Raw genomic sequence first — 4,359 nt, 5'->3', positions numbered from 1 at the left:
CGCATTGACAAGAAATACCAAATATGGATATGGTTGAAAGCCACATCTTTCGTAAGGGTTTAGCATTGCTAAACCCCTACAGCGTGGTCTATTTACGTAGTTTACCGCCGTAGGCATCATAAGGATAATTAATAAAAGCCTGAAACAACCTATTTTCGTTAATCCACATCACGGTTAATTTGTATAGTGCGTAAGTCCTAGATTATAATAACGCGCTCACCTAACCGATTTTTGATCGCTCACAGGATAAAATTACGGTTACTCGTCAGGGTTAGGATAAAAGTCTAAGTCTAAAATCTCATCGACAGAAAAGGGACAGTCGATCGCAAACTTCTCCTCTGATAAACCAGTTTCTACCATTGCCTCTCGCCGCGATCGCTGATAAGTAATATTAATCCACTCGGCATCATTTAAAAAACGCCGCAAGCTAGGACTTTCTTGCAGCAATTCATCTATATTTAGTCGTTCACGGGTAATAGTCACTTGCCAACTACGGCTACGGTGTTCGGGCTGATACTTCCACTTCAACAAATGCGATAACACTAACCGTAACGCGCTCTGCAAGCTACGCTGTTGACTCTTACCCAAGTCCACCACTTCCTCAATTAAGTGTTCTAAATCCAACGTGTCCCAGTGGTGTAATTGCAAAAGCTCTGCTGTCTGCTCGACCCAAGCATAAAAATCTTGCTCATACAGAGTTTGTAAGATTTCAAGTTCTATAGACTTCATGGCGCTCTTCCTACGCAAATAAATAAGTAGGCGCGAGTTAACTTTCTTTGTGCCTACCTAATTTAATATTAGACATGAACTACATCATCAATTAGTTCAACTTCTGTGAAAATACCAAGATTCCCGACTTTTCTAAAAAGTCGGGAAATATCTTGATCACGAATGATTTAGGGATGTTATCTGACCAAACACTTTGACTACTAGATGAGTCAGGAGTTCTCCCGCTCTCCCTCATCTCTCTTTACTCAGACTGAATTGGGTTGTCTCTAGGGTTAACTAACCTCAGCAGTTTTTGCTTAATTTGAGCATCGAATACTTCCCATTTCATTTTCGCATAGGGGGAATTCTCGTTGCTGCCAGATAAGAAGCCCATCGGAATTTCAAAACCGCCTGCGCTTGTCCTTCCACCGCCAAAAAAGCGCCCTGTGCTATCTTGTCCAAAGGCTTCTTTGATGAATTCATCGGGATCAAGGGTGAGTTTGCTGGTTCTCAGGGAGCCAATGACTATTTCCAACTCTTCGTCTTCATCGTGAACAATGCCATAAACTACAGCGGTGTGGACGTTTTCTTCGGTGACGAGAAAATCAGCCGCTTGGGGGATGGCATCGCGGTCGTCATACCGTAAGTAACCAACACCAGCAATGGAAAAGTTATTTTGGACGATGCGGTTTTTTAGCGATCGCTCAATCACATCCATTACCCGTTTGGAACGGTTCGCCTGTAAAATGGCATTCAGCAGTTGGGCGTCATAAAATCGACTTAAGTACGCAGCTGCCATAAAGTCTTCTTCTTGCGCTTGCATGAGCCGATTTGTATCCGATCGCAAGCCGTGCATTAAGGCAGTAGCACATTTGACGTGTTGATTTATGCTGCTATCTAATGTTAATAATCCCGTTTGGATGTATTGAGTAAAAATTGTCGCCGTGGCTCGTACATAAGGACGAACATCCTCAAATTCTGAGTTGAGTTCCCCCTGTAAACTGTGATGGTCGATGAGCGCCACCAGTGGAATTCCAGCTTGCTGCACTGCTGATAGTAGCTGCGAAGTGGTTCCCTGGTTATCAATTAATACAAAACCTTGATAAGATGACAAATCTTTGCTTTTTAAGGTTTGGAGTGTCCATCGCTGAACAGGTAAATTGGTCAGCCTTACCAAAGCAATATTCTCTTGATGGCTCAAAGCCCCGGCATAAATGATTTCACATTTGATATCGTATTGTTGAGCAATTAATTGGTAAGTCCAAGCACAGGAAAGAGCATCAGGGTCAGGAAAATCTTGCAGAATTACCAGTTGGCGATCGTGTCGGTGTGCCAGAAGGGTTTTTTGCAGTTCTTCTGACTTTTGTTGTGCTAAGGAATTATTGCGCTGACCAAGATAAATAGCTGTTTCACCTACCGATGGCGGTAATGAGGGACTTTTAAGTGCAACTTCCACTGGCAATATCTCTATTTCGGCTTCCTCTGGGTTTGGCTCTGTGGTCAATGACAAACTCTCAAACTGAGTAACGGGTGAATTCAAGTACATAGGAAACTTTTTTAAAGTGTGAGGCTCGATTAATTCAGGAATGCTACAATCAGCAACTCACTGAATTTGAATTTAGCCACATTAATTATGATCTTTGCAAAAATATCAAGACATCGTACTATATATATCTATAGCACTCCCCTTTGATTTAGAGAACTTACTTGGGTTAGAAAGCAATAAGTAACAGTCATGGGTATGGAATCAGGGCGATAAATTTTAAGATATGAATTTAATTGTGGTCTAAGTTCATCAATATATTAATTTTAGTATATCTATCTGTTCAACTGTTAAATAGACCCTTGACTATTGAATAATAGCTAAACAATCAGTTTCTGCCCACCAAACGTAGATGGGTGTGTTACGGTCTGGGAAACCGCCAAAAGTGCTTGGCTGTAACACATTGATGCTAATACCATTTGTTAATTCCACAACATAATTAACGTGTGTGCCCAAATACATAACGTTAACAAGCCTTCCTTCAAAACAGTTAGTCGGCAAATTGGGTGGATAAAGCGAAAGCTGTATTTTCTCAGGACGTACACTTACTACCACTGATTGTGATATTTCAGTTGGCGTATTTTCAACACGACTAATGATAATTGAGAGTTCCGTTTTCGTCGAAACTTGCACCTCAGAGGAGTTTACCGCAACGATTTTACCACTGAATAAATTAGTATCGCCAATAAAATCAGCAACAAAAGATGTCTGGGGACGTTCATAAATTTGGCTAGGAGTGCCAACTTGCTCAATTTTGCCTTGATTCATCACGGCAATGCGATCGCTTAAACACAATGCTTCCTCTTGGTCGTGTGTCACCATCACAAAGGTAACACCTAAGTCTTTGTGTAAATTTGATAACTCAACCTGCATTTCCTTACGCAGTTTTAAATCTAACGCCCCTAAAGGTTCATCTAGCAATACGACGGTGGGACGGTTGACTAAAGCCCTAGCCAAAGCGACCCGTTGCTGTTGACCACCAGAAAGCTGATGAGGAAAACGCGATCGCAAACTTTCCATTTTCACAAGTTTTAAAGCTTCTTGGACTCTAGCTTCAATTTCCGATTTAGGTATTTTTTTTAGCCGCAGTCCAAAGGCAATGTTATCCCAGACATTTAGGTGATTAAATAGAGCGTAACTTTGAAATACAGTATTGACGGGTCGGCGGTAAGGCGGCACATTAGTCATAGACTGACCCTGAATCAACACCTTGCCAGCATCAGCGATTTCAAACCCAGCAATTAAACGCAGTGTTGTTGTTTTACCACAACCGGAGGGGCCTAAAATACTAAAAAATTCTCCTTGCCTGACATCCAAATCTATTCCATGTACTGCTGGTTCTTGGTTAAAAAACTTGAACACGTTACGCAGTTCAACATCAAGTGGCTGAAAAGTTGTTATCCCCCTCTGATTCTGCGTGACAATTTGAGCCATAATCGTTAGTAGAATACCGTAATATTACGTTATTTTGTCAATTGATGTAGTCTATTGGGCAGACTAGATTTAACGCTTTGGTTTATTGTATCCGCCAAAAACAATTGTTCGGGAATATACTGCCCTGATTCTTTTATGCTCATTATTGGCTATGAGTTTAGATTAATTGTGTACAGATAATAAATACTGCTATAAGAATCATCCTTTGTCTTATGACTTTACTGCAACCATCTCCACTTGGCGGGAAAAAAAATATACGTACAGTTGGACAAAGTTTCCAGCCCATATTTTTAATCATATTTACTCTATTGATGATGACTGGAATCAGTGTTCGTTTGGGATACTTGCAAGTTATAGAAGGAGCGAACCACCGAAAACGAGCCGAGGCAAATCGAATTCGGATGATCCCTAAACAACCGGAACGGGGCAACATTTTTGACCGTAATGGTAAGCTTTTAGCTAGTACTCGCTATCCTCGCTCTGTATATTTGTGGCCGATGTCACATACCAAGCCAGCCTGGCCGGTTGTGGCAGCACGTCTATCTCAAATTATCGAAGTTTCCCAAGAAGAGATGGAAAAGAAACTAGAAGAGGCAGGCGCTAACTCTTCTTCACTGATTCGGGTCGCTCGTGACTTGAAGGAAGCGCAAATTACAGCATTGAAGGAGTATCAA

The 4,359-nt window shown here is 41.4% G+C and carries 3 protein-coding genes and 1 pseudogene; 1 reads left to right on the top strand and 3 read right to left on the bottom strand.

Annotation, left to right across the window (positions count from 1 at the left end):
- Positions 1–258: 258 nt before the first annotated feature.
- The 3 genes from ACEW80_RS09580 to ACEW80_RS09570 all read right to left on the bottom strand — a co-directional run bounded on the left by ACEW80_RS09580 (position 259) and on the right by ACEW80_RS09570 (position 3,685).
- Complete coding sequence (locus tag ACEW80_RS09580) at positions 259–729, bottom strand: DUF29 domain-containing protein (RefSeq protein ID WP_373526351.1); 471 nt, start codon at positions 727–729, stop codon at positions 259–261.
- A gap of 241 nt (positions 730–970) precedes the next feature.
- Positions 971–2,254 carry a bifunctional oligoribonuclease/PAP phosphatase NrnA gene (locus ACEW80_RS09575; protein WP_373526350.1) on the bottom strand — a complete coding sequence of 428 codons (1,284 nt, stop codon included), beginning with the start codon at positions 2,252–2,254 and terminating at the stop codon, positions 971–973.
- 303 nt (positions 2,255–2,557) lie between these two features.
- Positions 2,558–3,685 carry an ABC transporter ATP-binding protein gene (locus ACEW80_RS09570; RefSeq protein ID WP_373526349.1) on the bottom strand — a complete coding sequence of 376 codons (1,128 nt, stop codon included), beginning with the start codon at positions 3,683–3,685 and terminating at the stop codon, positions 2,558–2,560.
- A gap of 212 nt (positions 3,686–3,897) precedes the next feature.
- Between ACEW80_RS09570 and ACEW80_RS09565 the strand changes: the two are divergent.
- Positions 3,898–4,359 (top strand): annotated as a pseudogene (locus ACEW80_RS09565) (penicillin-binding protein 2); the annotation flags it as partial.

The sequence above is a fragment of the Nostoc sp. genome, assembly GCF_041747015.1.
Taxonomy (GTDB): Bacteria; Cyanobacteriota; Cyanobacteriia; order Cyanobacteriales; family Nostocaceae; genus Nostoc.
This window is presented reverse-complemented; position numbering and strand designations above follow the sequence as displayed.